Origin of the sequence: Klebsiella sp. K5-204 (genome assembly GCF_030128585.1) — a bacterium.
In the GTDB taxonomy this organism is placed as follows: domain Bacteria; phylum Pseudomonadota; class Gammaproteobacteria; order Enterobacterales; family Enterobacteriaceae; genus Klebsiella; species Klebsiella quasipneumoniae.
Genome location: NZ_JAKUZS010000003.1, coordinates 260602 through 283773, shown reverse-complemented (window position 1 = coordinate 283773; position 23172 = coordinate 260602). Strand labels below are relative to the sequence as shown.

Genomic DNA, 23172 nt, shown 5'->3' with positions numbered 1-23172 from the left:
CATGTCTCAGGCTATAGGAATTTTAGAACTCACCAGCATTGCCAAAGGAATGGAACTCGGCGATGCGATGCTGAAAAGCGCCAACGTCAATCTGCTGGTCAGCAAGACTATCTGCCCGGGTAAGTTTCTGTTGATGCTCGGCGGGGATATCGGCGCCATCCAGCAGGCCATTGAAACCGGCACTTCGCAGGCCGGCGAAATGCTCGTCGACAGCCTGGTGCTGGCGAATATCCATCCCAGCGTACTCCCGGCCATCAGCGGCCTGAACAGCGTAGACCAACGCCAGGCGGTCGGCATCGTTGAAACCTGGAGCGTTGCGGCCTGCATCAGCGCCGCGGACCGGGCGGTGAAAGGCTCCAACGTCACCCTGGTACGGGTGCATATGGCCTTCGGCATCGGCGGTAAATGCTACATGGTGGTGGCGGGCGACGTTTCCGACGTCAACAACGCGGTTACGGTAGCCAGCGAAAGCGCGGGCGAAAAAGGGCTGCTGGTTTATCGTTCGGTGATCCCGCGCCCGCATGAAGCCATGTGGCGACAGATGGTGGAGGGATAATGGAAAGACAGCCAACAACGGATCGCATGATTCAGGAATACGTTCCCGGGAAACAGGTAACCCTCGCGCACCTGATTGCCAATCCCGGGAAAGATCTCTTTAAGAAACTCGGCCTGCAGGATGCGGTGTCCGCCATCGGCATCCTCACCATTACGCCCAGCGAGGCGTCGATTATCGCCTGCGATATCGCCACCAAATCCGGCGCGGTGGAGATCGGTTTTCTTGACCGCTTTACCGGCGCCGTGGTGCTGACCGGCGACGTTTCCGCCGTCGAGTACGCCCTCAGGCAGGTGACGCGCACCCTGGGCGAGATGATGCAGTTTACTACCTGCTCAATAACCCGGACGTAGCGCGATGAAACGTCTGATGTTGATCGGCCCCAGCCAGTGCGGCAAAACCTCGCTGACCCAGGGCCTGCGCGGCGAAACGCTCCATTATAAGAAAACCCAGGCGATTGAATGGTCGCCGATGGCCATCGACACGCCGGGCGAATATCTGGAGAACCGCTGCCTTTATAGCGCTCTGTTAACCAGCGCCTGCGAGGCCGACGTTATCGCTCTGGTGCTGAACGCCGACGCCCAGTGGTCGCCGTTTTCTCCGGGTTTTACCGCGCCGATGAACCGCCCGACGATTGGCCTGGTCACGAAAGCCGACCTTGCCGACCCGCAGCGGATATCGCTGATCGGCGAGTGGCTCAGGCAGGCTGGCGCCCAGCAGATTTTTATCACCAGCGCGCTGAATAATCTGGGGCTTGATGCCGTGCTGGATTTTCTGAATTCGAAGGAACCTTTATGTCTTACAAAATAATGGCCATTAATGCCGGCAGTTCATCGTTAAAATTCCAGCTGCTGGAGATGCCTCAGGGCGATATGCTCTGCCAGGGATTGATCGAGCGTATCGGCATGGCAAACGCCCTGGTGACCCTCAAAACGCCGGCGCAAAAATGGCAGGAAACGGCGCCCGTAGCCGATCACCGTGAAGCCGTCACCCTGCTGCTGGAAAAGCTCCTCGACCATCGGATTATCCAGAGTTTGCGGGATATCGATGGCGTCGGCCACCGCGTGGCGCACGGCGGGGAGCGCTTTAAAGATTCGACGCCGGTGACCGATGAGACCTTAGCGGAAATCGAGCGCCTGGCGGAGCTGGCCCCGCTGCATAATCCGGTCAACGCGCTGGGCATTAAAGTCTTCCGCCAGCTGCTGCCCGACGCGCCGTCGGTGGCGGTGTTTGATACCGCTTTTCACCAAACGCTGGACGAGCGCGCGTTTATCTATCCTCTGCCCTGGCGCTACTACAGCGAGCTGGGCATTCGCCGTTACGGCTTCCACGGCACCAGCCACAAGTACGTTAGCGCGACGCTGGCGGAAAAGCTGGGCGTACCGTTGAGCGCTCTGCGCGTGGTGAGCTGCCATCTCGGCAACGGCAGCAGCGTTTGTGCAATCAAAGGCGGGCGCTCGGTTAACACCTCAATGGGCTTTACGCCGCAGTCCGGCGTGATGATGGGCACCCGCAGCGGCGATATCGATCCGTCGATTCTACCGTGGCTGGCGCTGCATGAGGGAAAAACGCCGGAGCAGCTTAATCAGCTGCTGAATAACGAGTCCGGCCTGCTGGGGGTTTCCGGCATCTCGCACGATTATCGCGATGTCGAGCAGGCGGCGGACGGCGGTAATCGTCAGGCAGCCCTGGCGCTCTCGCTGTTTGCCGAGCGCATTCGCGCCACCATCGGCAGCTATATTATGCAGATGGGCGGCCTGGACGCGCTGATCTTTACCGGCGGCATCGGCGAAAACTCCGCCCGCGCCAGGAGCGCCATCTGCCATAACCTGAATTTCCTCGGGCTGTCGGTCGATGAAGAGAAAAACCAGCACAACGCTACCTTTATTCAGGCCGAAAATGCGATGGTCAAAGTGGCGGTCATCAATACCAATGAAGAGCTGATGATTGCCCGCGATGTGATGCGCCTGGCGCTGCCGCAGGCGCACGAGCTGGCGGTGTCGGTATAAACGGCGCCTCTCCCCTTGCGGAGAATCATGGTAACCGGCGAATCGCCGTGCCACTATGCGCCCTGGCGAAGGTAAGCGGAAAGGTGAAAACGTGGCCGTTGCACAATGTCCCGCCTCGTGCGGAGAACTTATCCAGGGCTGGATCCTCGGCAGCGAGAAGCTGGTCTCCTGCCCGGTGGACTGGTACAGCACCGTCGAGGTCGAGACCGGCACGCCGCGAAACGATGAGCGGCCACTGTCGCGGGCGATGGTCGACCAGCTGCTGGCCCACTGGGGCTACCCGGCGGCGCTGAGTCAGCAGATCCGCATCACCCTGCACTCGACGATCCCGGTCGCCAAAGGGATGGCCAGCAGCACCGCCGATATCGCCGCCACCGCGGCGGCTACCGCCCATCATCTGGGCCACGCGCTGGATGAGCCGACGCTGGCGCGCCTGTGCGTCGCGCTGGAGCCCACCGACAGCACCCTGTTCCGCCAGCTGACGTTGTTCGACCATAATACCGCCGCCACGCAAATCGCCTGCCCTGCGCCGCCGGCGCTCGACCTGTTAGTGCTGGAGAGCCCGCTGACGCTGCGCACCACTGACTACCACCAGCTGCCGCGCGAGCCGGGTCTGCTGGCTAACGCCTCCCGGCTGCAGCTGGCGTGGGAGAAAGTACAGCAGGCCTGCCAGCGCGGTAGCCCGCAGCTGCTGGGCGAAGCGGCGACCATCAGCGCCATCGCCAGCCAGCGGCTGTTGCCCAAGCCGGGGTTTGACGCGCTGCTGGACCTGGTGGAAAACGCAGGGCTCTATGGCCTTAACGTGGCGCACAGCGGCAGCGTCGTCGGCCTGCTGCTGGACCGCCGTCGTCATGACGTCGACTTTATAAAATGGCGGCTGGCAGACAGCGACATCGCCGCCCACTGGCCGCTGCAGCACTTGCTGGCGATGGTCCCGGGGGGCGTCACCCTGCAATAGGGCTCAGGCCAGCGCCCGGCGCAGCGCCGCCAGCAGCTGGTCGTTTTCGCCGGCGCTGCGGATCGCCACCCGGAAATAGCGGCTATCAAGCCCCGGGTAATTCGCGCAGCTGCGGATCAGCACATGCTGGCGCAACAGGGCATATTGCAGGTCAAGCTCTGGTCTGTCGCAGCGCAAGAACAGGTAGTTGGCGCGCCCGGGCCACACGGTCAGCCCAGCCATCTCCTGCAGCTGCGCGTAGAAACGCGCCCCCTCCTCCTGCAGCCACTGCCAGGTGGCCCGCTGATACGCCCGGTCCTGGAGGATGATCTCGCCGGCCAGCGCGGCATACGCATTGATGGACCACGGCATTTGTCGCTCGCGCAGTCGGGCTACCGCCTGCGCGTCAGCATTGAGCAGGTAGCCAAGACGCAGTCCCGGAATGGCAAAAAACTTAGTGAGCGAGCGCAAAACCCAGACGTGCGGATACTGCGCCAGCAGGGGAATAAACCCCGGCTGGTCGGGGATAAAGTCAAGGAAGGCCTCATCGAGGATCAGGCTGATGTTCAGCGCCTGGCAACGCCGGGCAATGGCTTCCAGCAGGCCCCGCTCTGGCAGCAGGCCGGTGGGGTTGTTCGGCGTGCAGAGAAACAGGCAGTCCAGCGCCGGGGTGAGGGCATCGAGGATCGCGTCGGTCAGCTGCCAGCCATCGCACTCCCGAAGGGCATACTCCACGACCGCGCAATCCACGGTTTGCAGCGCCCGCCGGTACTCCGCGAAGCCAGGAATGACGATCATTGCCCGCCTCGGCTTAAGGCCGTGGGCGAGGGTGAAGATCGATTCGGTTTCGCCATTGCCGGCGAGGATATGCCCCGCCGGCAGCTGATGGTGGGCCGCCAGCGCCTGGTGCAGCTGTTGATATTCGACGTCAGGATAGCGCTCGGCGCAGCCGAGGTTATCGACGATCGCCTGCCTGAGCGAGGCAGGCATTCCCAGCGGATTGATGTTGGCGCTAAAATCCAGCAGCTCGTTGGGGGCAATGCCCAGCAGGGCGGCGGCCTCGCGGATATTGCCGCCATGGGCGCTTTTCAGTAAGGCCATATCCTTTTCCTGTGTGGTTATCCACGCCGGGCCAGCGTCGCGCCGTCGGCGAAGTACGCTTTAATCCCGGCAAGGATCGACTCGGCCACCTCCTGCTGGAATTTGGCCGTTTTCAGCTTCCGCTCCTCTTCCACGTTACTGATAAACGCCGTCTCCACCAGAATGGAGGGGATATCGGGCGCCTTGAGCACCGCAAAGCCCGCCTGCTCTACCCGATTTTTGTGCAGATTATTGATGTTACCCATTTTCTCCAGCACCGCCTTACCAAATTTGAGGCTGTCGGCGATGGTGAGGGACTGCACCATATCGAACATGGTGTGGTCGACATAGCGATCGCCGCTCTTGCTGACCCCACCGATCAGATCCGAGGCGTTCTGCGTCTGGGCGAGATATTTTGCCGCGGTACTGGTGGCTCCCTTGGTGGAGAGCGCAAACACCGAGGAGCCGCTGGGCTGGCGGCTGGTAAAGGCGTCGGCGTGAATCGATACGAACAGGTCGGCGCGCTGCTTCTGCGCCTTGGCGACACGCACCTTCAACGGGATAAACACGTCTTCGTTGCGGGTCATATAGGCCTTCATATTGCCTTCTTTGTCGATCAGCGCCCGCAGGCGACGGGCAATCTGCAGCACCACGTCTTTCTCGCGGGTGCGATACTTGCCCACAGCGCCCGAATCTTCGCCGCCGTGGCCGGGATCGAGCATAATGACAATCGGCCGATCGCGCCCGGCTTTGCCCGGCTGCGGCCCGCTTTGCGCCGGCGGTACCTGACGCTGCAGATCGCCTTTGTTGTAATCCTCGAGCAGCGCCAGCAGCGGATCCTGCACATCGGTGGCGTTGGCGGGGTAAAGATCCATCACCAGACGCTCTTTAAAGCCGGCCACCGGCGCAAGGGCAAACAGCTGCGGCTTAACGTTCTGCTTGAGCTCGAAGACCATGCGCACGGTTTGCGGATCAAACTGGCCCACGCGGGCGGACTTAATAAAGGGATCGTCATCGCGGATCTGCCCCCCCATGCCTTTCAGCACCGAGTTCAGATTAACCCCTTCCAGATCCACCACCACCCGTTCCGGATTACTGAGGGCAAACTGCCGGTATTTCAGCACATGATTCGATTCCACCGTGACGCGCGTGTAGGTCGATGCAGGCCAGACGCGAACGGCAACCACCCGCGCGGCGGCGGCCAGCCCAACGGGGCTCACGCTCATTAACCACATGGCGCCCGCGCCCTGCAGCAGACGGCGACGGCTTAATCCAGAGTTGTTTCCCGACATGCCACTCCCAAGCAATAAAACGCATTTATACCCAAAACAAACAGATTGACCAGAAACTTTAACGAAAGGCATATAACCTGTCATCTATAAAAGGGTAAACATTCATTGACACCCTGCGCCGGGTCACATGTTTTTCAGGGCTTAGCCTCAAATTGGGGCTTGCGTTTAACGGCAAAACAGAATAAAAATACAATAATTACGAATAATCATGCATTGAGGGTTTGTCATGGTGAAGGAACGTCGCACTGAACTGGTAGAAGGATTCCGCCATTCTGTTCCCTATATTAATGCCCATCGGGGAAAAACGTTTGTCATCATGCTGGGCGGCGAAGCCATTGAGCATGAAAATTTCTCAAATATTGTCAATGACATAGGGTTATTGCATAGCCTGGGCATTCGCCTGGTGGTGGTCTATGGCGCCCGCCCGCAGATTGACGCTAACCTCGCCGAGCACCATCACGAGCCGGTCTATCATAAGCAGACGCGAGTGACTGACGCCAAAACGCTGGAGCTGGTTAAGCAGGCGGCGGGTATGCTGCAGCTGGAGATCACCGCCCGCCTGTCGATGAGCCTCAACAACACCCCGCTGCAGGGAGCCCATATCAACGTCGTCAGCGGCAACTTTATCATTGCCCAGCCGCTGGGCGTTGATGACGGCGTTGATTATTGCCACAGCGGCCGCATTCGCCGCATTGACGAAGAGGCGATTCATCGCCAGCTCGACAGCGGCGCCATTGTGCTGATGGGGCCGGTCGCGGTGTCGGTTACCGGCGAAAGCTTTAACCTGACTTCGGAAGAGATCGCCACCCAGTTGGCCATCAAGCTGAAAGCAGAGAAAATGATCGGCTTCTGTTCTTCGCAAGGGGTTTACAACCAGGCCGGGGAAATTGTCTCCGAACTGTTCCCCAATGAAGCGCAGGCCCGCGTCGAAGAGCTGGAAGCGGACGAAGATTATAACTCCGGTACCGTGCGCTTCCTGCGCGGGGCCGTGAAGGCCTGCCGCAGCGGCGTGCGGCGCTGCCATCTGATCAGCTATCAGGAAAATGGCGCGCTGCTGCAGGAGCTATTCTCACGCGACGGCATCGGCACCCAGATCGTCATGGAGAGCGCAGAGCAAATCCGTCGGGCGACCATCAACGATATCGGCGGTATTCTCGAGCTGATAAGCCCGCTGGAACAGCAGGGCATCCTGGTGCGCCGCTCCCGCGAGCAGCTGGAGATGGAGATCGACAAATTCACTATTATTCAGCGCGATAACACCACTATCGCCTGCGCCGCCCTCTATCCTTTCCCGGAAGAGAAGATCGGCGAAATGGCCTGCGTGGCGGTGCATCCGGATTACCGGAGCTCGTCGCGGGGAGAGGTGCTGCTGGAGCGCATTGCCGCCCAGGCCAGACAGATGGGGCTGAGCAAGCTGTTTGTGTTAACCACCCGCAGCATCCACTGGTTCCAGGAGCGCGGCTTCACGCCGGTGGATATCGACCTGCTGCCGGAGAGTAAAAAGCAGATGTATAACTATCAGCGCCGGTCGAAGGTGCTGATGGCCGACCTCGCTTAAGCCCTTCTTCGCTGTTGCTAACGGCCCGGGATAAAACGGCGTTTATCGCTCCCCGGGCCTGTCCCCTGCTACGCCTGGCCGGCACGCTGTCTGCGGCTCGCGGGTAGAATTCTGCTTTTCGCGTAGACCCTTTACCTCGCTGGCTCACCGATATGCGCCCAGCCGTCGAGGAGCGTCGTCACGCTACCCATCGCCCAAACGCGGCATCTCAGGGGGCTTTGTGCCCGGCGAAGATCTCCGTCAGGCCGCTTCGCCGCTCGGTTCGCGTCACAATGGCCTGGGAGAGCACCTGCTCGTCGGCATAGAGCGACAACCGCTGTTTCGCGCGGGTGATCGCGGTGTAGACCAGTTCGCGCGTCACCAGCGGGACGCTGCGCGCCGGCAGGATCAGCGCCGCATGGTCGAACTCCGATCCCTGCGATTTATGCACGGTCATCGCCCAGGCGGTATCATGCTCCGGCAGGCGGCTCGGCTGCACCGACTTGATGGCGCCGTCGGGCATCAGGAACCACACCCTCAGCTCGCCGTTGCGCTCCAGCGCTATCCCGATATCGCCATTAAACAGTCCCAGCGCGCTGTCGTTGCGCGCGATCATAATCGGCCGGCCGTCATACCAGCGGGAGTGGCGCGGCAGGGCGATCGCCCGCTGACGGTTGAGCCGCTGCTCCAGCCGCTCATTGACGCCGCTCACGCCGTACGGCCCTTCCCGCAGCGCGCACAGCAGCTGAAATTCGCTGAAGGCGGCCAGCATCGCCTGCGGTTCCGCCCGCTCGCGGCGCAGCTGCAGGTAGCGCTCATAGCCCTGCTGTGCCGCGCCGAGCATGGCTTCGTACTCTTCGGTCGTGCTGAGGGGATGAAGCGCGATATCGTCAAACGGCTGGCGCAGCGTGGCCTTCACCTCCGCGCGCGCGCCAGCGTTCACCGCCCGCGCCAGGCTCCCAATGCCGGAGTGACTGCCGAAGCGATAGCTCTTTTGCAGCAGGCACAAGCTATCTCTCAGCGCGCCAGCGATAGCCCCCTCGCCCGCCGGTACCGGTGAACCGGTCAGCCGGGTCAGCTCCTGCGCCCGCGCGGCGGTATAGCCCGAGCTCGCCCAGGCGCAGATATCCCCCAGCACCGCCCCCGCTTCCACGGAGGCCAGCTGGTCGCGATCGCCGAGAAAAATCACCCGCCCGTGAGCCGGCAGCGCGTCGATGAGCCGCGACATCATCGGCAGGTCGATCATCGAGGCTTCATCCACCACCAGCACGTCCAGATGCAGCGGGTTGCCGGCGTGATAGCGCATGCGCTGGCTGCCGGGCTGGGCGCCCAGCAGACGGTGCAGCGTGCTGGCCTCGGTGGGAATCAACGCTTTCTGCGCGTCGGTCAGCGGCAGTTTTCTCAACGCCGCGCCCAGCGATTCGGTCAGACGCGCCGCCGCTTTCCCCGTCGGCGCCGCCAGGCGAATACGACAGCGCGGACTGTCTTCAATCTGGATTAGCGCCGCCAGAAGTTTGGCCACGGTGGTGGTCTTCCCGGTCCCGGGACCGCCGGAGATCACCGAGATGCGGCGGGTCAGCGCCACCGCTGCGGCCACTTTTTGCCAGTCGGTTTCGCCAGTGGCGGGAAACAGCGCATTTAGCGTTGACGCCAGCCGCGCCTCATCCATCTCCAGCACCCGGTTGGCTTCGTTAAAGAAGCGGGCGACGGTCAGCTCGTTGCGCCACATCCGGTTCAGATAGAGCCGGTCGCCGCATAAGATCATCGGCGCCGGGGCATCGCCGCAGCTCACCGCCGACGAAGCGAGCAGCAGCGCGGGCCAGTCTTCCGGCGCGCCGGCTTCGGCCAGCAGCAGATCGCGGATTTCCCCCGCTTTCCCGCCGAGCGCCTCGTCGCCGCTCAGCCGCGAGAGCGGCAGGCATACGTGCCCCTCGCCGGCGTCCCGGCTCAGCAAGGCCGCCGCCAGCTTGACCGCCGGCGGGTCGTTTTGCGCCACCATCAGAGCAAACTGGACGTCCAGCGGCCGCAGCAGACGCTGCTCCACCGCCGCCAGCAGTAGTTGTTCGAAAGTCATGAGGCCTCCTCCTGAGTTTCTCCGGCAAACAGCTGATCCAGACCGTCAATCAGCGGTCGCACCGGCCGGGTGGTGAAGATCCCCTGCCCCCCCTCCTGCCCGTCCATGCCGCGCAGGAAGAGATAAATCACGCCGCCGAAGTGGCGGTCATAGTCGTAATCGGCCAGCCGGTGGCGCAGATAGCGGTGGAGCGCCAGGCTGTACAGCTGATACTGCAGATCGTAGCGGTGAGCCCGCATCGCCTGCTCCATCGCGGGCCGGGTATAGGCCTCGCGATCTTCCCCCAGCCAGTTCGATTTGTAATCCAGCAGGTAATAGCGGCCTTCATGGCGGAAGACCAGATCGATAAAGCCCTTCAGCATGCCGCGCACCTGACGGAAATCCAGCGGCGGCGTGTCGGCGGAAAGGGGATCGTACTGGCGGATAAGCGCGTCAAGGCGCTCCGCCGTCAGCAGCTGGGCGATGGGCAGGTAAAATGCCATCTCCACCTGTTTATCCCGCGCCGCCAGCTGATTGAGCGCGATATCCGGCCCCGGCAGACGGGTCTTCAGCACGCCCCCCAGCCAGTCGGTCAGCACCGGCGCCCACTGCGCGTCAAACCCGCTCAGCTGCAGTTTCTCCGCCATCCACCCGTCCGGCACCGGCTGGGTAAAGTCCAGCTCCTCAAACAGACTGTGCAGGAAGGTTCCCGGCGCGGCGCCGCGCGGAAACTGGTGCGGGGTCAGCTGCGGATCTTCCACGACTTCGCCGACGCCGGCGGCATCGACATCCAGACGCGGCAGCAGATCCTGTCCGCCGCTGAAACCATGCTGCTGCAGCCCGGAATAGCTGGTCACCCGCCAGTCGTCGGCGATGCGGCGCTGCAGCTCGCGCGCCGACAGCGGGGGAATGCTCGCCGCCGGCGCCTGCCACGGGGTCAGATCCAGCTCGCCAGGTCTCTGTAATGCAATATCGCCATGGCAGAGGTCCGCTAAACGCGCGGCCAGCCCGGCGGCATCCATGGCTTCGCCCGCCTGCAGCAGCCGCCCAAGGGCGCTCAGATGAAAATCGCTGTTGCCGGACTTTCGACTGCTGAGGGGCGCCACGCCAAGGCTGCAGTGCCAGACCGCGCGGGTCAGGGCGACGTACAGCAGGCGCAGATCTTCCGCCAGCCGTTCCGCCTCCGCCAGCTCGAGGCTGGCCTCATCCTGGCCCAGATCCAGCACCGCCGCGAACGTCTCGCGATCGTGATAGAACGCCTGGTCCTGTTTGCGAAACCGGGCGATAAACGGCAGCCAGACCAGGGGATATTCCAGTCCTTTTGACTTGTGAATAGTGACGATTTGCACGAGGTGCTTATCGCTTTCGAGACGCATCTGCTGGCTGGCGGCGTTGCTGTCCGGCTCGGCGATATGCTGCGTCAGCCAGCGCACCAGGGCATGCTCGCTTTCCAGCTGGCTGGCCGCCTCCTGCAGCAATTCGCTGATGTGCAGTATGTCGGTTAAGCGCCGCTCGCCGCCCCGGGTCGCCAGCAGGTTCTCGGCGATGTGCCGGGCCGTCATCAGCGCCCGCAGCATCGGCATCACCCCGCGCTGACGCCAGATCTGGCGGTATTCGCTGAACTCCTCCACCAGCGCGTCCCACGCCTGCTCATCCTGGTTGAGGTTTTCAATATCCAGCGCGGTCAGGCCAAACATTGAGGTCGCCAACGCGCTGCGCAGGGTATTTTCCCGCTCCGGGGACAACACCGCCTGCAACAGCCAGAGCAGCTCCTGGGCCTCCAGCGTCTCAAAAACGCTGTCGCGGTTGGAGAGGTAGACCGAGGGGATGCCCAGCGTCTGGAGCGCTTCACGCACCTGCGCCGCCTCCAGCCGGTTGCGCACCAGCACGGTAATATCCGAAGCCTGCACCGGGCGCGAGGTTTCCCCACGCCACAGCCGTGCGCGCCCCTGCTGACCGGCGCTCAGCCAGTCGCGGATCTGCGTGGCGCAGAGCTGGGCCATAAACGTCTGATAATCGCCGGCGCCAACGGTGTCGCCGGGCATCAGCCAGACGTTCATCGCCGGGACATCCGCTGCGTCAACGGTAAAGCGCAGCCCCTGGTTCTTCGCCGCCGACTTCACCGGCAGGAACGGTATCTCGCGAAACATGAAGGGGTTATCGCTGAGGCTGAACAGCCGGTTAACGCTGCCCACCATGCCAGGGGAGGAGCGCCAGTTGGTGTCAAGCGTGTAGTGCGCGGCAACGTCGCCGCGCGCTTTCATATAGGTAAAGATATCGGCGCCGCGAAAAGCGTAGATGGCCTGCTTCGGATCGCCGATCAGCAACAGCGCCGTCTCCGGACGCTGGCGCCAGATACGGCGGAAAATCCGGTACTGCTGGGGGTCGGTATCCTGAAACTCATCGATCATCGCCACCGGAAAACGCTGGCGAATGGCGCTGGCCAGCGCCTCGCCGCTGTCGCCGCGCAGCGCCTCGTCAAGCCGGCTGAGCATGTCGTCAAACCCCAGCTCGCCGCGGCGGCGCTTTTCGCGCGCGACCGCATCACGGATCTCGACCATCGCTCTCGCCAGCACCAGATCGGTGAGCGTCAGCGACGAGGCCAGCAGCGATTCGACGGCGCTAAACAGAGGATGCACGGGCGGTTCGCCACCGGCTTTGGTACGCTCAAGCAGAAACGACTGGGCAAATTTCTCCAGCGCGTCGGGCAACTGATAGCTCAACGTCTCTTCCTGCGCCCAGGCGGTCACTTTCTCAAGCCATTTGCCCTGGTTGCCGCGATTGAACTTCCGCCGGTCAAGGCCGGAATCTTCAAGCACGCCTTCGATCTCCCCCACCTGCTCGCGCCACTGCTGCTTGAGCGAGTCAATGCGGCCGATGATTTGCTGATGGCGTTCGGCCAGCGTCTCGTCGGCGGCTGGCGGCGACTTGAGCTGCGGCGCTTCGCCCTGCAGCCAGCGGTCAAGGGACTTCAGCAGGTCGCGCGGCCCTTTCCAGACGTCATGGATCACCGCCGCGATATCGCGGGTCAGTGGATAACAGTGACGGCGCCAGAAGTCGGCGCAGGCCTGATAGCGCAGGCGGGATTCATCCTCGATCAGCTGCTGCTCGAACAGCATGCCCGACTCGAAGGCGTTAAGGCTCAGCATCCGCTGGCAAAAACCGTGGATGGTGAACACCGCCGCCTCGTCCATCTGCCGTTCGGCCAACAGCAGGGTCTTCGCGGCATCGTCTTTATCGGCGATCTCCGCCAGCAGCGCGCTGTAGAGCGGGTTGTCGGATTCACCGCGCATACAGGCGATGCGCAGTTCATGGATGTTGCTGCGGATACGTCCGCGCAGCTCTTCGGTCGCCGCCTCGGTAAAGGTCACCACCAGCAGCTCTTCAACGCTGATGGCGCGGGGATAGGCGGCCTCGCCGCCCAGCCCCAGCAGCAGCCGCAGATACAGCGCGGCGATGGTAAAGGTTTTTCCGGTGCCCGCAGAGGCTTCTATCAGGCGCTCGCCCCTCAAGGGCAAGCGCAGGGGATCCAAAGACTCAGCGGTGTCGGTCATTCATTCTCTCGCATCAGGGGTAAGGATTGCTGCAATGCGCTGACGTTTTCCCACACTTTGCCGCCTGCCGGCTGGGCGTAGTCCGCTTTGCCATTCTGGCTACCGGAAATCTGGGACAATATCGTCATGCCCTGCGGATCCACCACCGTCTGATGGAAGAAATCGGCAAGTTTTTGCGGCGTCAGCAGTTTAATCTGAGCCACTACTTTATCACGTGAATCAAAACGCATATTACCGCGATCGAAATCTTTGCTCAGTTTCGATGCCTCTTCGCCCAGCGTCTGCGGCGCCTGCAGCATCTGGCTTATCACCGCCTGCTGGAGCTGGGCAAACTCTTCCGGCTTCATCGCCCGCAGCTTCGCCTCCGCGGTGGGGAAGAAGGCCTGGAACCGCTGCCAGAGGAAAGCCGGCTGCTTATCGCTACTCTGCAGCAGGAAGCCCATGCCCCACTGGCGCCCCACGTTCATCGGGAAGGCAAAGACCGCGTAGCCGAGCTGCTCTTCGGTGCGCAGCTGGTTGTAGAACCACGGCTGAATAATCTGTCCCAGCAGGGTGCTGGCGGCGGTGCTGCTGAACTCATCCACGTTGGGCGGCGCAAACACCGCGGCCAGCGCGGAGTCGGTGCTGTTGCCCGCTTTGTTGAAGATCGCCAGCTGCTGCCGGTTCACCACCACGTCTTTATTGCGGCACCATTCGTTGCCGTCAGCGCCCAGCTGCTGCTGGATCTGGCGAGCCAGCGTCGTGGCGGCATCGGCGGACATATTGCCGATCACCATCAGTTCAGGGCGCCCCTTGGTTTTCAGGTTGGCGCGGTAGTCGAGCACTTCCTGCAAGGTGATGGAAGGCAACAGCGCCCGGCGTACTTCGCGCTGGAAATACGGTACCTGGGAGACCATCTGGATCGGCATTATCGCCTGATCGTAGGCTTTGCCCTTCTCAGCGGAGTCCATCATTTGCGCATACCAGGATTTGGCCTGCTCCAGCTGCTCCTCGGTCGGCGTATAGCTGAAGTATCCCTGCAGCAGGTCGCTGAACAGCGCCGGCAGGTGCTGGGTGTAGCCGTTGGCATTGACCATTAACCCGTTATTGGCGCCGGTGGAGAACGAAATGCCGCCGACCGCCGCCTGGTTACTGAGCTGATCGAGGGCGATGCCGGCGAGATAATCGTTGAGGGCAAACATCACCTGCCGGCGAGCGCTGTCCATCGCCTGGGGATTACGCAGCACAAGAGAGATATCCGCCTTCGGCTCGCTGGCGAAATACTGGCTCGGGGCATAAACCACCCGCAGGGTCGGCTCATCGAGGATCAGCTGAGGGTGCGGCCAGGCTTTATCGCTTTTGATGAGGGTGAAATCATCCGGAATATAGGGGTTGAGCGCCGGCAGCTGCAGCTTGATCGCCTGCGCTTTTTGCTGCCAGTCAGCGAACGTCTGCTCGCCGATCTTATCCACCTGATACGGCGCATCGACAAAATAAGCGGTCTTGTTATGCGGTTCCTGCGGGCTGATATACCAGATGCGCGCGTTCTGCGGAGTCATCATCGCCAGCCGGTCTTTGATCGCCTGCGGGTCGTAGCGATCGGCAATGTTGACCACGTCCAGCGCATGCTCGACCGGCACCCGGATCATGGTATCTGCCAGCCATTCCACGTAATCCATGTCGCGGTTGATCGACGGATAGCGGAAATCCAGCGCCAGCACATGCGCCAACTCGTCAAAGTAACGTTTGTCGACACCCTGAGTACGCAGGAGGTTGAGGTAGCTGAATATGGCCGCCGTCACTTCGTCGCGGTGCGCCAGGCCTTTATCGGTGAGGGTGGCAGAGATCGCCAGCACGCCGCTGTTGCCGTTCACCACCGGATCAGAATCCGCGCGGATACCTTCCGCCAGTCCCTGCTTTTGCAGCCAGTCGGAGAGCGTCCCCGGGCTGCGGTTGCCGATCAGGTAAGTGACCAGTTCATCCGTTTTGCTGCGGAAACGATCGCTGTTGTTGTCGATGCGAAACTCGACGCGCAGCACTTTACGCGGCATCGCCGGCACATAGTGAATAATAATGCCTTTTTGCGCATCGGTTACCACCGGGACGCTTATTTCCGGCCTGCTGATGTGACGATTCGGCACGCGGCCAAAGGTGTCAGCGGCCATGCGCGCCAGCTCCGGCAACGGCTTGTTGCTGTAGATCACCGCTTTCATCAGGTTGGCGGAGTACCAGCTATCGCGGAAGGTGTGCAGCGCATCAAGAACCGGGTTGCCAGGCTTATCGCTGAGCGTCTCGAGGTTGCCGCCAGAGAAGTGGGCCGCCGGGTGAGCCGGGTTAATGGTTTCTGCGCTGACCTGGGCCATGCGCATCCCGTCTCGCGTCCGGGCCATCGTCAGCTCGGCGTTGACCGCGTTACGTTCGCGGTCGGCATATTTTTTATCCAGCAGCGGCGCAGCGATGGCGTCGGCCAGCCGGTCTACGGCCCCGTCCAGCGCATCATTCTCCACTTCGAGATAGAACGCGGTGCGGTAGGGCGCGGTGCTGGCGTTATGGCTGCCGCCATGCAGCTTAAGAAACTCTGCAAGGCTGTCAGGCTGGGGATATTTTTGCGACCCCATCAGCGTCATATGTTCCAGAAAATGCGCCAGCCCCTGATGATCGGCCGGATCCTGCAGGGATCCCACCGGCACCACCAGCGCCGACAGCGATTTCACCGCCTGCGGATCGGAAACCAGCAGCACGACCATGTCGTTATCAAGACGGATCGCCTGATACTGACGCGTATCTTTTTCGCTTTTGCGGATCGTCTCCTGAACAGGCTGCCATCCGGTGTCGGCTTGACTCAACGGCGCCCAGAGGGCGGCCAGCACTACAAAAACCTTGAACCATAAACTGCGGGGCATTCACGAACCTCATCATTAACAAACTTGCGCTGCACGGCGTGCAGCCTTTTATGTCCATCAGTCCGTGATACGTTGCGCATAATAAATGAACCGCCATTCACTGCGCAATTTTTATACTATTTAAATTTGTGTGGACTGATGGTAACGATATAGCGGTAACAGATAACGCTGCGTCTGGGCAATGATTTCTTCGTAATGCGCCGGCTCCAGCGAACGCCACAGGCGTTGATACCAGATATCGGCGCCCTCCCCGCTGACCACCATGTTACCTTCGTAGGTCTGCAGGAATTTGCTCCGCGCTTTCTGCTGCGTCTCTTCGTCCATTACGATGACATCCTTTTCGGCGTCATAACAGGCTTTCAGCCAGGCGCCACCGCTTTCCGGCAGCAGCAGCAGCGGCTGCGACATCCCCAGCAAATAGCCATCCACCAGCTCATTAAGGTACGCCTGCGCCTCGGCGGGCGCCAGCGGCGGAAAACGCCACTCTCCCTCTTTACGCACAAACAGCCGGCTCTCGCCGGTGCCGCCGCTGGCACAGTAGACAAGGTGTTCCAGCCAAAGTTGCATCCCCTGGGAGACGCTCAGCAGCGAAGGCCGCCAGCGCAGCAGCCCGTCCGGCTGCACCTGCTGCAGCCAGCCGGTCAGATTTACGCCGCCGCACTGGAGATCGATCTCCATGCTCTGCGCCTGCTGGCGCTCGGCTTTCACCCGCTCGGCCAGGGCCTGCATCTCCAGACGCTGCGTCTCCCACACCAGCTCGCCAAAGGCGCCATACGGCAGCTCGCCGGCGGCGCGGAAGCGGCGGAACATGGCCGAGGCGTCCTGTTCCTCGATAAGGGTATTGAGCAGTTGCTGGTTCAGTTGATAACGGCTCAGCCCTTCCAGGGTGAAGGGCTCGTCATCGGGAATATCATCCTCTTCCGCACGGAAATTGACCCGCAGACGCTGCTGAAAGAACGCGCGAACCGGGTGCTGCCAGAAGCGCAGGAGCTGCTCGAACGGCAGGCTGTCTATCGGCGGCGGGGTAAGCGGTTGAATGAAGTCGCTATGCGCCTCACCCTGCTGGCCGGCGGCAGCCAGCCATTCCCGGGCGTAGCTCTTGTTCTCGTCCTCCTGGAAATTGGCGATGTCGAACGGCATGCGGGTATGCAGGTGAGTGATGTGGGCTTTAACCCGCGCCTCGCTGGTGTCGCAATCAAGCTCCTCGTCGCCGGCGAGACAGTGGCTCTGGCCGATGTAATCCACCAGCTCCTGCACCAGCACCGAGGGAAAGCGCTCGCTGTTGTCCTGGATAGAACGGCCGATGTAGCTGATATACAGCGTCTGTTCGGCGGACATCAGCGCCTCAAGGAACAGGTAGCGGTCATCATCGCGCCGGCTGCGGTCGCCGCGCTGCGGCTTCTGGCTCATTAAATCAAAGCCCAGCGGCGGCAGCGTTCGCGGATAAACCCCATCGTTCATCCCCAGCAGGCAAACCACTTTGAAAGGAATAGAGCGCATCGGCATCAGGGTGCAGATGTTGACCGGGCCGGCGAGAAAGCGCTGGCTGATCCGTTGTTGATCGAGGCGCTGGGCCAGCTCATCGCGCAGCAGCGTCAACGGCACCTGGTCGCCATACTGCGCCTCCAGACCGCTATCAATCACCGCCAGCCACTGCTGCTCAATCAGCGCCAGCGCCGCTTCGGTCTCGCTGTCCGGCAGGAAAAAGTCATTCAGCAGATCGCGACAGACCGGCAGCCACTCCGCCAGCGGCCGCTGCTGGGCGAGACCGCGTCGCCACAGGTTAAGCTGCATCAGCAGCGATGCGAGGTTACCCACCAGTTCGGCGATCAAACCACTGGATTCGTCATAGGGCAGCACCGACTGCCATTCGCCCTCCCGGCTGTCCATCGCGTAGCCCAGCAGCATGCGGGTAAGGCCGAACCGCCAGGTGTGTTGGCCGGTCGCCGGCAGGTCAAGCTCACGGACGTTGTCGTCATCCATTCCCCAGCGGACCCCGGACTCGTTGACCCACTGGCGCAGGTAGCGCAGCCCCTCTTCGTTGATGTTAAAGCGCGCCGCCAGCACCGGCACGTCCAGCAGCGCCAGCACATCTTCGCTGGCGAAGCGGCTGTCGGGCAGCGAGAGCAGCGTGATAAACGCCTGCAGCACCGGGTGCGACTCCCGGGCGCGGCGGTCGGAGATCGCCCACGGCAGCCAGCGGTCGCCGCTGGCGGCACCAAACACCGCCTGTATATAGGGGCTGTAGCTATCGATATCCGCCACCATGACGATGATATCCCGCGGCGTGAGCGTCGGATCCGCCTCCAGCATCGCCAGCAGCCGATCGTGCAGAACCTCCACCTCACGCTGCGGACTGTGGCAGACGTGAATGCTCAGGCTGCGGTCGTCCTGCGCCAGCGGACGTTTGTCGCGACTGTGAGCGAACGCCTCTGCGCTCTGCCCGGCCACCGCCGCGTTGCGCAGTTCGAGGATATCCGACTGCAGGTTATGCAACAGGTTATCAGGAACGATATCGACAAAGGCGTCCAGCTCCTCATAGCGCTCCAGCCCCGCCAGCAGGTAGATATAGTCGCGCCCCAGCTTGCCCCAGGAGGCGAGCAGCGGGTTGCCGACATCCTGCTCCCCGGCGTCATTAAACAGCCCTGGCGCCTGCCCGGCGTCGCGGAACAGGGGCAGCGCGCGCGCCTCGCGGTGATGGCGTCGCTGACGCGACAGTAGCTTCGCCAGAAACGCCGGATCTTTAATATCTCCCCAGTAGTAGCGGCAGGGGTTGGTGAACAGCACATAGACATCGACATGCTTACCCAGCGCCTGCAGCGCCTGCAGGTAGACCGGCGGCAGCGCGGAAATTCCACAAATAAAGACGCGCGACGGCAGCCCGGCGGGCGGTTCATCCACCTTTTCCAGGGCGCTGATAAAGCGCTGATAGAGATTGGCGCGGTGCCACTGCGGCTGACCGAGCTCGGCGGTATAGCGCACCAGCGCTTTCCACAGCGGCGCCTGCCACTGCTGGGCGTCGCCGAGGCCGTCAACCCGCTGGTCGGCCTCCCAGCGCATCAGCCATTCCGGGCGATAGACCAGATACTGGTCATAGAGGTCCGCTACCCGGGCGGCCAGCTGAAACAGCTTGCGTTTGTCGCCGTCATCGCTCAGATACTGGCGCAGCAGGATAAAATCGTCTTCTTCCAGGTGCTGCGGCAGGAGAGTCATCAGCTTCCAGCTCATGCTCTGCTTGCTGAAGGCGCTTTCGCCAGGGATATCTTTCAGGACGCGCACGAACATATCCCAGATAAAGCTCGCCGGCAGCGGAAACTCGATGTTGGCGGCAATTCCGAAGCGCGAGGCCAGGGTCATCTGCAGCCACTGCGCCATACCGGTACTCTGCACCAGCACCATTTCAGCCTGAAAAGGGTCATCCAGCCGCTGGCGCTCGACGATAAACTCCATCAACGCCTCGAGAACATCCAGCCGGTTTGAGTGGTATACCCTTAACATAATTGCTCCTGACTACTGGCTGACCGGGCAATGCAGCCGGGTCATCTGCGCCCGCTTTGCAACGGGCATACTGATCGTTACCGTGATGCTGACACATCTTTGCGTCGATGTCTGCATACGGCTTACCTGCTCGCCTGCCGGCGGAGGCGGCGCGGAGAGCTGGCTATAGCGCCAGGCGTCGCGCCATAGCTGACGCGTCTGGTTCAGCTGGTGGACCCCTTGCGCCATTCCGCGCTGATAGCCGCCCAGCGCGGCGACCGTCAGCACCATCAGCGCCATCGCCAGCACGGTCTCCGGCAGGCTAAAACCCCGCTGGCGCTTCATGGCATTTGACATAAGCTCACCTCCCTGAGCGGGCAAAAATCGCTCCAGCCATGGGCGGAGAAACGCACCTGCCCGCCGCGCACCTCGCCGGACTGCCAGACCTGCACCTCGCCGCTGGCGCTGCTGAGCAGCAGCGAACCGTCGTCGAAGATGCGCAGACAGGCGCGCCAGCCCTGCTGCGCCTGCTCGCGGCAGGCCAGCGGCGCCTGTGTCGACCAGGCCTGCTGTTTTCCCCACTGTAGCGCCGAATGGGCCACAGCCGTATCGCGGATCGCCTGCGTTTCGCTGGCGGTTTGCGCCAGCAGCGCCCGCTGCTGCAGGTTAAGCCCCTCAAGCAGCAGGCTACCGAGAGTCAGCAACAGGAGCACCATCAGCAGCGACGACATTCCACGCTGGCGGATCACAGGTTATACCCCGTCACCCGCTGCTCCACCTCGGCCTCCAGACCCGCCTGCCGGGCAGAGCGCGCCGCCAGCGTCACGATCAGCTCCGGCGCGAAGCCCTCGGTCAGCAGACGCTGCGCCGCAAAGCGCGTCACCACGATAGCGGCCGGATTGGTGATTTTCTCCCATCCGCTGCCGCGGCAGTCGCTGGCTCCGCGCAAAGTCTCCAGCGCGCCGTCGCGCAGGCGAAAGCCGGTGCTCTCCGCCGCTGCCGCAGGGGAGGTTTCCCATGTCCCATTGCTGTTCGCGTCCCAGCGCACAATCAGGCACTCGCCGTCGGCGGCAAGCTCCAGTCCGGCTCCGCCGCACGCTCCCCGGCAGTATCCGGCGCGCTGCAGATGTTTACCCACGGCATGCACCCGCTGCCACAGTTCGTTCTCCAGGGCCAGCTGTTCGCCCTGGCGCAGAATATGGCGCTGCAGGGCGGGTAGAAAGCGGCAGGCGCCAATCAGCAGCAGCGAGCCTATCGCCATGGCGATAAGCGCCTCCGCAAGGGAAAACCCGCGGCGGCTCACTGGCACCCTCCCGCGCTGTCGCTGCGGCATAAACGAATCCGCCCCCAGTGTGAAATCACAATGCTCCAGCTGCCGGCCTCGCTCTGCAGCCGCAGATTCCCCGCCCAGGCGGTGCTGCGCAGTCCGTAGAATCCCAGGCCAGGCGTGACGCCTGCCAGCGAGATCCCCGGCCAGCGCGGGCGCAGCGTTAAGGTCGACGCGGAGGCGCACGCCGGCGCCTCCGCCTGCGCACTCAGGCACCAGCCCTCTTCATCCTGGCCGACGCGAAGCACGCGGTCCCGGTTGTAGGCGTTGGCGTCATCGCGCAGGAAGACCAGGAAATCCCGCACCTGGACGGCGGTTTGCCACAGTCGTTGCTGCTGCTGCCAGCGCTGCCAGCCGTACAGGCCGCCGACGCTGAGGATCATCATTAACGTCAGCGTCACCAGGGTTTCCATCAGGGTATAGCCATGTTCTCTGTTCATGGCGCAGAGTATGCCGCGGCGGTTAGCCCTGGCGCGACGACGGAAAATAGCTTTCCCGGCCAGACACGCAAAAAAGGTTTGTATGATCAACAGCAGAACATTTTTTTGCGAGCCTCTTTCCAACATTCCCGCCCACAACCGCCTGTGGCCAGGGGCGGGATGAAGCGTTCCTATCCTAATGGCGACGAGGGCTGCCACCCCATTCAGGTGGTGAAAACGGCATAAAAAAACCGGCGCCATTGGACGCCGGTTGGTCATATCTGCAGAGGGAGTTAAATCGCCACTGGCGCTTTGATTCCCGGGTGCGGATCGTAACCTTCAATCTCGAAGTCTTCAAAGCGGTAGTCGAAGATCGACGCGGGCTTGCGTTTGATGACCAGCTTCGGCAACGGACGCGGTTCGCGGCTCAGCTGCAGATTGGTCTGCTCGAGATGGTTGCTGTACAGATGGGTATCGCCACCGGTCCAGACGAAATCGCCGACCTGCAGATCGCACTGCTGCGCCACCATATGCACCAGCAGCGCGTAGCTGGCGATGTTGAACGGCAGGCCGAGGAAGACGTCGCAGGAGCGCTGATACAGCTGGCAGGAGAGCTTGCCGTCGGCGACATAGAACTGGAAGAAGGCGTGGCACGGCGCCAGGGCCATCTTATCCAGCTCGCCGACGTTCCACGCCGAAACGATGATCCGGCGGGAGTCCGGGTCGTTTTTCAGCTGGTCCATCACCGTGCTGATCTGGTCGATATGACGACCGTCCGGCGCAGGCCAGGAACGCCACTGTTTGCCGTAAACCGGCCCCAGGTCGCCATTTTCATCTGCCCACTCGTCCCAGATGGTGACGTTGTTGTCGTGCAGATAGGCGATGTTGGTGTCACCCTGCAGGAACCACAGCAGTTCATGGATGATGGAGCGTAAATGACAGCGCTTGGTAGTCACCAGCGGGAAGCCTTCCTGCAGGTTAAAACGCATCTGATGGCCGAAAATAGAGATCGTGCCAGTGCCGGTGCGGTCATTTTTTGGCGTGCCCTCGGCGAGCACTTTCTGCATCAAATCAAGATACTGTTTCATGGTTCCTCAAGAATTCAGTTGCTGCGGACGGTGGCGGTAAGCCCAAACCATCATGATGATACCCGCAAGCACCATCGGGATCGAAAGAATCTGCCCCATGCTGATGTACTGCACCCAGCCGCCGGTGAACTGTGCGTCGGGCTGGCGGAAGAATTCCACGATAATGCGGAACAGGCCGTAGCCAATCAGGAACAGGCCGGAAACGGAACCGGTCGGGCGCGGTTTACGGATAAACAGGTTCAGGATCAGGAACAGCACCACGCCTTCCAGCGCCAGCTCGTACAGCTGCGACGCGTGGCGCGGCAGCGCGCCATAGGTATCAAACAGCGATTGCCATTCCGGGTGGGTCGGCAGCAGCGCCAGGTCTTCAGCACGGGAGCCCGGGAAAATCATCGTGTAGTGGAAGCTCGGGTCCACGCGGCCCCACAGCTCGCCGTTGATAAAGTTGCCCAGACGCCCGGCGCCAAGGCCAAACGGGATCAGCGGCGCGATAAAATCGGAGACCTGGAAGAAGGTCCGTTTGGTGCGTCTGGCGAAGATAATCATCACCAGGATCACGCCGATCAGGCCGCCGTGGAACGACATGCCGCCGTCCCAGACGCGGAACAGATACAACGGATCGGCAAGAAAGACCGGCAGGTTGTAGAACAGCACGTAGCCGATACGGCCGCCCAGGAAGACGCCGAGGAAGCCCGCGTAAAGCAGGTTTTCCACTTCATTTTTCGTCCAGCCGCTGCCCGGACGATTCGCCCGACGGGTGGCCAGCCACATCGCAAAGACAAAGCCCACAAGGTACATTAAACCGTACCAGTGGAGGGAGACCGGGCCTAGAGAAAAAATGACCGGATCGAACTCCGGAAAATGCAGGTAGCCACTATTCATCTGTCACCATAAAGACTTGTTATTCCGCCGAAAGTGGACAGCGGTGATGATCCATGCCCGATTAAAACGGGCACGCCGAAGG

The 23172-nt window shown here is 62.0% G+C and carries 18 protein-coding genes; 6 read left to right on the top strand and 12 right to left on the bottom strand.

Annotated features, from left to right (window positions below):
• Nucleotide 1: 1 nt before the first annotated feature.
• The 5 genes from pduT (at nucleotide 2) to MKR05_RS10035 (ending at nucleotide 3520) form a co-directional block, all read left to right on the top strand.
• Complete coding sequence (pduT, locus tag MKR05_RS10055) at nucleotides 2–556, top strand: propanediol utilization microcompartment protein PduT (RefSeq protein ID WP_072413523.1); 555 nt, start codon at nucleotides 2–4, stop codon at nucleotides 554–556.
• Nucleotides 556–906, top strand: coding sequence for a propanediol utilization microcompartment protein PduU (gene pduU, locus MKR05_RS10050; protein WP_032453966.1), 351 nt, complete (start codon nucleotides 556–558; stop codon nucleotides 904–906). Before pduT ends, pduU begins: the two co-directional genes overlap by 1 nt.
• Before the next feature lie 4 nt (nucleotides 907–910).
• Nucleotides 911–1363 (top strand): propanediol utilization protein PduV, encoded by a 453-nt coding sequence (gene pduV / locus MKR05_RS10045; protein ID WP_110211560.1) that lies wholly within the window; start codon nucleotides 911–913, stop codon nucleotides 1361–1363.
• Complete coding sequence (locus tag MKR05_RS10040; RefSeq protein ID WP_180402116.1) at nucleotides 1348–2562, top strand: acetate/propionate family kinase; 1215 nt, start codon at nucleotides 1348–1350, stop codon at nucleotides 2560–2562. Before pduV ends, MKR05_RS10040 begins: the two co-directional genes overlap by 16 nt.
• A 91-nt stretch (nucleotides 2563–2653) precedes the next feature.
• Nucleotides 2654–3520, top strand: coding sequence for an L-threonine kinase (locus MKR05_RS10035; protein ID WP_130952696.1), 867 nt, complete (start codon nucleotides 2654–2656; stop codon nucleotides 3518–3520).
• Between the two features lie 3 nt (nucleotides 3521–3523).
• Here MKR05_RS10035 and cobD read toward each other — a convergent pair whose 3' ends face one another.
• Together cobD and amiC are read right to left on the bottom strand one after the other, a co-directional pair.
• Nucleotides 3524–4600 carry a threonine-phosphate decarboxylase CobD gene (gene cobD, locus MKR05_RS10030; RefSeq protein ID WP_117136265.1) on the bottom strand — a complete coding sequence of 359 codons (1077 nt, stop codon included), beginning with the start codon at nucleotides 4598–4600 and terminating at the stop codon, nucleotides 3524–3526.
• Between the two features lie 17 nt (nucleotides 4601–4617).
• A complete protein-coding gene (amiC, locus tag MKR05_RS10025; RefSeq protein WP_023290890.1) occupies nucleotides 4618–5871 on the bottom strand; it encodes an N-acetylmuramoyl-L-alanine amidase AmiC in 1254 nt (417 codons plus the stop codon).
• A 226-nt stretch (nucleotides 5872–6097) separates the two neighbouring features.
• On the opposite strand from amiC, the gene argA reads away from it, so the two are divergent.
• A complete protein-coding gene (argA, locus tag MKR05_RS10020; RefSeq protein WP_004149616.1) occupies nucleotides 6098–7429 on the top strand; it encodes an amino-acid N-acetyltransferase in 1332 nt (443 codons plus the stop codon).
• Nucleotides 7430–7637: 208 nt separating this feature from the next.
• Here the strand turns inward: argA and recD are convergent, their stop codons facing one another.
• From recD to lgt, 10 genes are all read right to left on the bottom strand, one after another.
• Nucleotides 7638–9482, bottom strand: coding sequence for an exodeoxyribonuclease V subunit alpha (recD, locus tag MKR05_RS10015; protein ID WP_124073688.1), 1845 nt, complete (start codon nucleotides 9480–9482; stop codon nucleotides 7638–7640).
• Nucleotides 9479–13015, bottom strand: coding sequence for an exodeoxyribonuclease V subunit beta (recB, locus tag MKR05_RS10010; protein ID WP_077271446.1), 3537 nt, complete (start codon nucleotides 13013–13015; stop codon nucleotides 9479–9481). Before recB ends, recD begins: the two co-directional genes overlap by 4 nt.
• Entirely contained in the window at nucleotides 13012–15897 is a 2886-nt protein-coding gene (gene ptrA / locus MKR05_RS10005; protein ID WP_032453972.1) for a pitrilysin, read from the bottom strand. Before ptrA ends, recB begins: the two co-directional genes overlap by 4 nt.
• Before the next feature lie 120 nt (nucleotides 15898–16017).
• Nucleotides 16018–19395 (bottom strand): exodeoxyribonuclease V subunit gamma, encoded by a 3378-nt coding sequence (gene recC, locus MKR05_RS10000; RefSeq protein WP_087824516.1) that lies wholly within the window; start codon nucleotides 19393–19395, stop codon nucleotides 16018–16020.
• Nucleotides 19396–19407: 12 nt separating this feature from the next.
• Nucleotides 19408–19731 carry a prepilin-type N-terminal cleavage/methylation domain-containing protein gene (locus tag MKR05_RS09995; RefSeq protein ID WP_023290895.1) on the bottom strand — a complete coding sequence of 108 codons (324 nt, stop codon included), beginning with the start codon at nucleotides 19729–19731 and terminating at the stop codon, nucleotides 19408–19410.
• Entirely contained in the window at nucleotides 19716–20123 is a 408-nt protein-coding gene (locus tag MKR05_RS09990; RefSeq protein WP_023290896.1) for a DUF2509 family protein, read from the bottom strand. Before MKR05_RS09990 ends, MKR05_RS09995 begins: the two co-directional genes overlap by 16 nt.
• On the bottom strand, nucleotides 20120–20677 hold the full coding sequence (locus tag MKR05_RS09985; protein WP_060592040.1) for a prepilin peptidase-dependent protein: 558 nt from the start codon (nucleotides 20675–20677) through the stop codon (nucleotides 20120–20122). The genes MKR05_RS09990 and MKR05_RS09985 overlap by 4 nt, the downstream gene beginning before the upstream one ends.
• Complete coding sequence (locus MKR05_RS09980) at nucleotides 20674–21225, bottom strand: prepilin peptidase-dependent protein (protein ID WP_238875654.1); 552 nt, start codon at nucleotides 21223–21225, stop codon at nucleotides 20674–20676. The genes MKR05_RS09985 and MKR05_RS09980 overlap by 4 nt, the downstream gene beginning before the upstream one ends.
• A 188-nt stretch (nucleotides 21226–21413) precedes the next feature.
• Complete coding sequence (gene thyA, locus MKR05_RS09975; protein WP_023319077.1) at nucleotides 21414–22208, bottom strand: thymidylate synthase; 795 nt, start codon at nucleotides 22206–22208, stop codon at nucleotides 21414–21416.
• Between the two features lie 6 nt (nucleotides 22209–22214).
• A complete protein-coding gene (gene lgt / locus MKR05_RS09970) occupies nucleotides 22215–23090 on the bottom strand; it encodes a prolipoprotein diacylglyceryl transferase (RefSeq protein ID WP_004205445.1) in 876 nt (291 codons plus the stop codon).
• Nucleotides 23091–23172 lie beyond the last annotated feature (82 nt).